Genomic DNA, 4,304 nt, shown 5'->3' with positions numbered 1-4,304 from the left:
CTCCCGCATAAGCGGGAGCGGGGTTGGGGGTGAGGGTACGAGGTTTACCGCAGAGCACGCTGAGGACGCGGAGGGGGTGGGGAGCGGCATCTTGTCATTGCGAGGGCGCGCCACGCCCGAAGCAATCTCCTCCTTCGGCGCGTTCTATGCCTGAGCGGATTGCTCCCATCCTCGCGGGAGATTGCTTCGCCTCGCGGCGGGCAGAGCGCGGCTCTGCCCCTACCGCTCGGCTCGCAATGACAATCGGGGAGCGGCGCTTCTCAAAAAACCTTTGCGCCCTCTGTGTCCTTCGCGCCTTTGCCTTAAGAGTCTCTGCGCCGAATAGCCACAAAGAGACACAACAGACGCAAAAATAATATTTTTGTGCCTTTTGCGGCTTTTCGTGGCTATTCAAATCAACCATCGCGCGTGGTAGACTTATACCGTGAGCGAAAGAATAGCGTTGACGCATTGCCGCAGCGCCCCTCTCCCTGCATGCAGGGAAAGGGGCTAGGGGTGAGGGGCTATGATCACCGACGAGACAGCGATTGTCCTTGCGTTACCCGATGATACCGCCGAGTCGCTGATGGCGCGGATACGCGCCACCCATGCTGCCAATGTCCAGATCTTAGCCCCCGAAGGAACGAGCTTTCTCCAGCGCGTCGCCGGTACCGATGCATTACGCGAATTGGCGACGGCTGCCGGCATTACCCTCACGATCATCAGCTCCGACCCGGTCATCCTCAAAGCGGCCCGCCAGAGCCGGCTGACCACGATCGAAGTCACCGGTGCACATGTGCAAGCGCCGGCGTCCCCCCCGCCACCTGCCGGCGAAGACCTGCCGGCTGAAGATCTGGAGTTTCTGGCCGCACTTGACGATCTCGCCGCGACCGGCAAGGTTGATGATCTAGAGCTGTTTGAACCGCCGAAACCGGCGCCGGCTGAGACCCGCCCGGTGGCAGCGCCGGCAACGCGGCCTATTCCAACCACGACCAGCGGCGCGGCAGCGCCGCCAGCCCAAGCGATGGGTGACGATGACCTAGAGTTCTTTGACGCGCTTGACGATCTAGCTGCCGCTTTCGAGAAAGAACGTACCGGCGCGCCGCTGCCGCCTATTCCGCCAGCGCGTGAAGCGGTGAGCCAAGCGCCACGGGTGCGGCCCGAAGATATTCAACTCTCAGCGGCTGAACAGGCGCGGGCCAGCCAGATTGGCCAGCGTAGCGATGCTGATCGCGCCCAACGCGCTCCCACCCAACCCCGGCGCAAACCAGCAGTCGCGCCACCGTCCGCTCCTACCCCGCGCAGCACCCCCCAACCCGCCGGGCGCCGGCAATCGCGCCTTGCCACGATCCTGCTGGTTGTGTTGGTGGTGATGATTGCCATCTTCGGCGTGTTACTGGTAGTGACGCGCAGCACGACGGTGGTCGTGCGTTTGCCGGCCCGCGATACGACCCCGATCACTGGCTTGGCGCTGCCAATGATCCCGGTCACTGCACCGAGCAGCAATGGCGCTGTCGCCGCTGACCCGATCGGCACGACGGTTGCCATCAGTCTGCGCGGCGAAGTGACAGACGGTGTGATGACGCCGGTCAGCAGCGCGCAGGGTTCGATCGTTCTCCGCAATCTGAACACCCAGCCAATCACCATTCCGGCAGGGAGTGAGTTTGTCGCCGTTGGGCCAAACAATCAGCCGATTCCCTTTATTAGCGAAACCGCCGTGACCGTACCCGGTGCAGTCACAACCAATCGCGGCAACCAGATCATCACCACCCTCGGCGAAGCGCAAGTGCAGATTATTGCCCGCTCACCCGGCAGCGCCTCCAACGTTCCTGCCAATAGCATCCGCGAATTGCGCATTCCCGGCGGGCCAACGATTAATCTCACCGGTGGCGTGCTGACGATCGTGCATGATGCGATCGGCGGCGGCGCTGATGAAGAGGTGTTTGTGATTAAAGAGAGCGACGTGCGCCGCTATCTGGCCGAGGCGTTGACCCGGCTCGACCAAGAGGCGCGCCGGCAGCTCGATGGCCTCGCATTAGCCCGCAATCTCCACCTCGAACAAACTACCGTCTCGCCGAGCCGGACCGAGCTTGAGCAACTGGCCGGCTTCGAGCAGATCGTCGATCCGCCGCTAGGAACGTCGCTGCCGAAAGATAATCGCTTCTTTACCTTGACCGTGCAAGCGAACTACAGCGGGTTGGCGGTCAGCGGCGATTCAGCCAGCTTCCAGCGCCAATTGGCTGATGCTTTTAATGCCCAACTGATCCAAAACGGCCAGTTGCGTCCGGGTGACTGCAAGGCCGCCGTGATCAACGGCTGGCGCTGGGATGGCGCAACCCTGCGCGTTGCTGGCACGGTAGGGCCAGACCCGGCCTGCGGCAACGAGCTCGATCCGGCAACGCGCGCGGCGGTTCAGAACGCGGTGCTCGGTCGCACCCGCGCCGAAGCCGAAGCTGGCTTGCAGGCGCTGGTGGCAAGCGGGAGGCTGGCCGGCTTTACGCTGCCGCCAGATGTTGACCGCTTCCCCGGTTGGAGCTGGCAGCTTCGGATTCGGATTGAGTGAGGAGGGAACGTTGCAGGTACGGCAGTATGCCGCTTCTCCTGCAACTGCTTGCTGGGCAACATGTATATAGCGAGCGTATACATTAGTTGAAGCCTGCGCGCCCTCTGCGGTGCAACCATATCCGGCTAACGTGAACACAACCAACGAACAGACCATCCTAGGCCTTGATGTCGGCGAACGGCGCATCGGCGTGGCGATCAGTGACGCCAGTACACGCATTGCCGCGCCGCTCACCACGATCGCTGCCCACCCGCCCGAACGAGCCATTGCCCAGATTGCCCGGCTGGTCGCCGAGCGCGGCGTCACGCGGGTAGTGGTAGGATTGCCGCTGACGATGCGCGGCGAACACGGCCCGCAAGCCGTTGCAGTGCAACGCTTTGCCGATGCGTTGGCCGCGGCGCTCACGTGCTCGGTCGAAATGTTCGACGAACGGCTGACCAGTATCACCGCCGAGCAGATGTTGCGCAATCTTGGACTCAAACCGGCCAAGATCAAAGAGCAGATTGATCAGGTCGCCGCGTCGATCATCTTGCAAGACTATCTCGATGCGCAGGCGCAGCGTGAGCAGAGGCGCGGAGACAGTTAAACGCAAAGGCGCAGAGCAAGCAAAGACGCAGAGAATGGTAAACGCAAAGGCGCGAAGGACGCAGAGGGCGCGGAGTATTTTATGATATTTGGATCAATCTCACATATCTTTGCGTCTTTGCGTTAGAATCCTTAGAATCTAAGGCATAAACACGTATGAACTACGCCATTCGCCCCATCAGCGCCGCCGCGACCCGGCCGCTGCGCCAACACATCCTACGCTCGCACCAAACGATTGACGAACTTGTCTATCCCGACGACGACCACCCGCTGGCGTTGCACGCCGGCGGCTTCATTGGCGAGCAGCTTGTAGGTATCGCTTCATTCGCCCCCGAAGCGTTTCCCGACGTACCGGCCCACGCGGCGTGGCGGCTGCGCGGTATGGGCGTCTTACCTGCCTTCCGCCGGCAAGGGATCGGCCAAGCGTTGCTCCAAACCGGGATCGAGCATGTCCGGCGTCACGGCGGCGATATGATCTGGTGTCACGGGCGCACAAGCGCATTGCCGTTTTATCTTGCCTTTGGCTTCGTGACGCACGGCGCAGAATTCGTGGCGCCGCACACCGGGCCGCACTACATTCTGCTCTACTGGGTGAAATAGGAGGTGCGCGATACCAATATGGAGTGCGGCAGTTCGACTGCCGCACTCCATAAAATCAATCCAAGCCCAGCGGAACCCAACCTACAACACATACCCCCGCTTGCGCGCCACCTCTTCCTTATGCTTGCGGAAGAGAATATCGCGCTCAGTGCCCTTTATTTCACGGCTGTAGGTCGCCAGAATCCGCTCCACCTCAGCGTCAATCTCCTCTTCGATCTTCAGATCGGCCACAATCGCATCATAGATCGCCTTGACCCGAAACGCGCGGCCATCGCTGGGGCGCTGGCCGGGACGATCGCGATAGGCCAACAGACCGCGCTCGGCCAATTCGTCGTGCAAGCGCTCGGCAATCCGGCGCACTTTATCTTCACTGAGTCGCATAGCTCACCTCGGTTTCGCTGATCACGGCGCTGTTTCTATTGTACACGAAAGGGCGGCGAGGCTATCCCCCGATCCCCCTCTGTCCTTGCAAGCGCAGCCCAGCGGAGCGAAGCCATCCCCCGCGATTACGGCGGCAATCCCCTCAGCATCCTTCCCTGCGACTCCCTCCCCCAGCGGGGGAGGGGTTGGGGGTGGG

The 4,304-nt window shown here is 61.8% G+C and carries 4 protein-coding genes; 3 read left to right on the top strand and 1 reads right to left on the bottom strand.

Annotated features, from left to right (window positions below):
• The first annotated feature begins 505 nt into the window (after nt 1-505).
• The 3 genes from U9R81_RS04830 (at nt 506) to U9R81_RS04820 (ending at nt 3,727) form a co-directional block, all read left to right on the top strand.
• Nucleotides 506-2,542, top strand: coding sequence for a hypothetical protein (locus tag U9R81_RS04830; RefSeq protein ID WP_322494383.1), 2,037 nt, complete (start codon nt 506-508; stop codon nt 2,540-2,542).
• 130 nt (nt 2,543-2,672) lie between these two features.
• Nucleotides 2,673-3,128, top strand: coding sequence for a Holliday junction resolvase RuvX (gene ruvX / locus U9R81_RS04825; protein ID WP_322494382.1), 456 nt, complete (start codon nt 2,673-2,675; stop codon nt 3,126-3,128).
• 155 nt (nt 3,129-3,283) lie between these two features.
• The gene (locus U9R81_RS04820; RefSeq protein WP_322494381.1) at nt 3,284-3,727 is read left to right on the top strand and encodes a GNAT family N-acetyltransferase; all 444 of its coding nucleotides are present in this window, start codon (nt 3,284-3,286) and stop codon (nt 3,725-3,727) included.
• 81 nt (nt 3,728-3,808) lie between these two features.
• Here the strand turns inward: U9R81_RS04820 and U9R81_RS04815 are convergent, their stop codons facing one another.
• Entirely contained in the window at nt 3,809-4,108 is a 300-nt protein-coding gene (locus tag U9R81_RS04815) for a DUF507 family protein (RefSeq protein ID WP_322494380.1), read from the bottom strand.
• Between the last annotated feature and the right edge of the window lie 196 nt (nt 4,109-4,304).

This window comes from Chloroflexus sp. (assembly GCF_034435895.1).
In the GTDB taxonomy this organism is placed as follows: domain Bacteria; phylum Chloroflexota; class Chloroflexia; order Chloroflexales; family Chloroflexaceae; genus Chloroflexus.
This window is presented reverse-complemented; position numbering and strand designations above follow the sequence as displayed.

Coding starts and splice junctions, on each gene's coding strand:
- U9R81_RS04815 (WP_322494380.1), bottom strand. CDS start 4,108: ATGCGACTCAGTGAAGATAAAGTGCGCCGGATTGCCGAGCGCTTGCAC.
- U9R81_RS04830 (WP_322494383.1), top strand. CDS start 506: ATGATCACCGACGAGACAGCGATTGTCCTTGCGTTACCCGATGATACC.
- U9R81_RS04820 (WP_322494381.1), top strand. CDS start 3,284: ATGAACTACGCCATTCGCCCCATCAGCGCCGCCGCGACCCGGCCGCTG.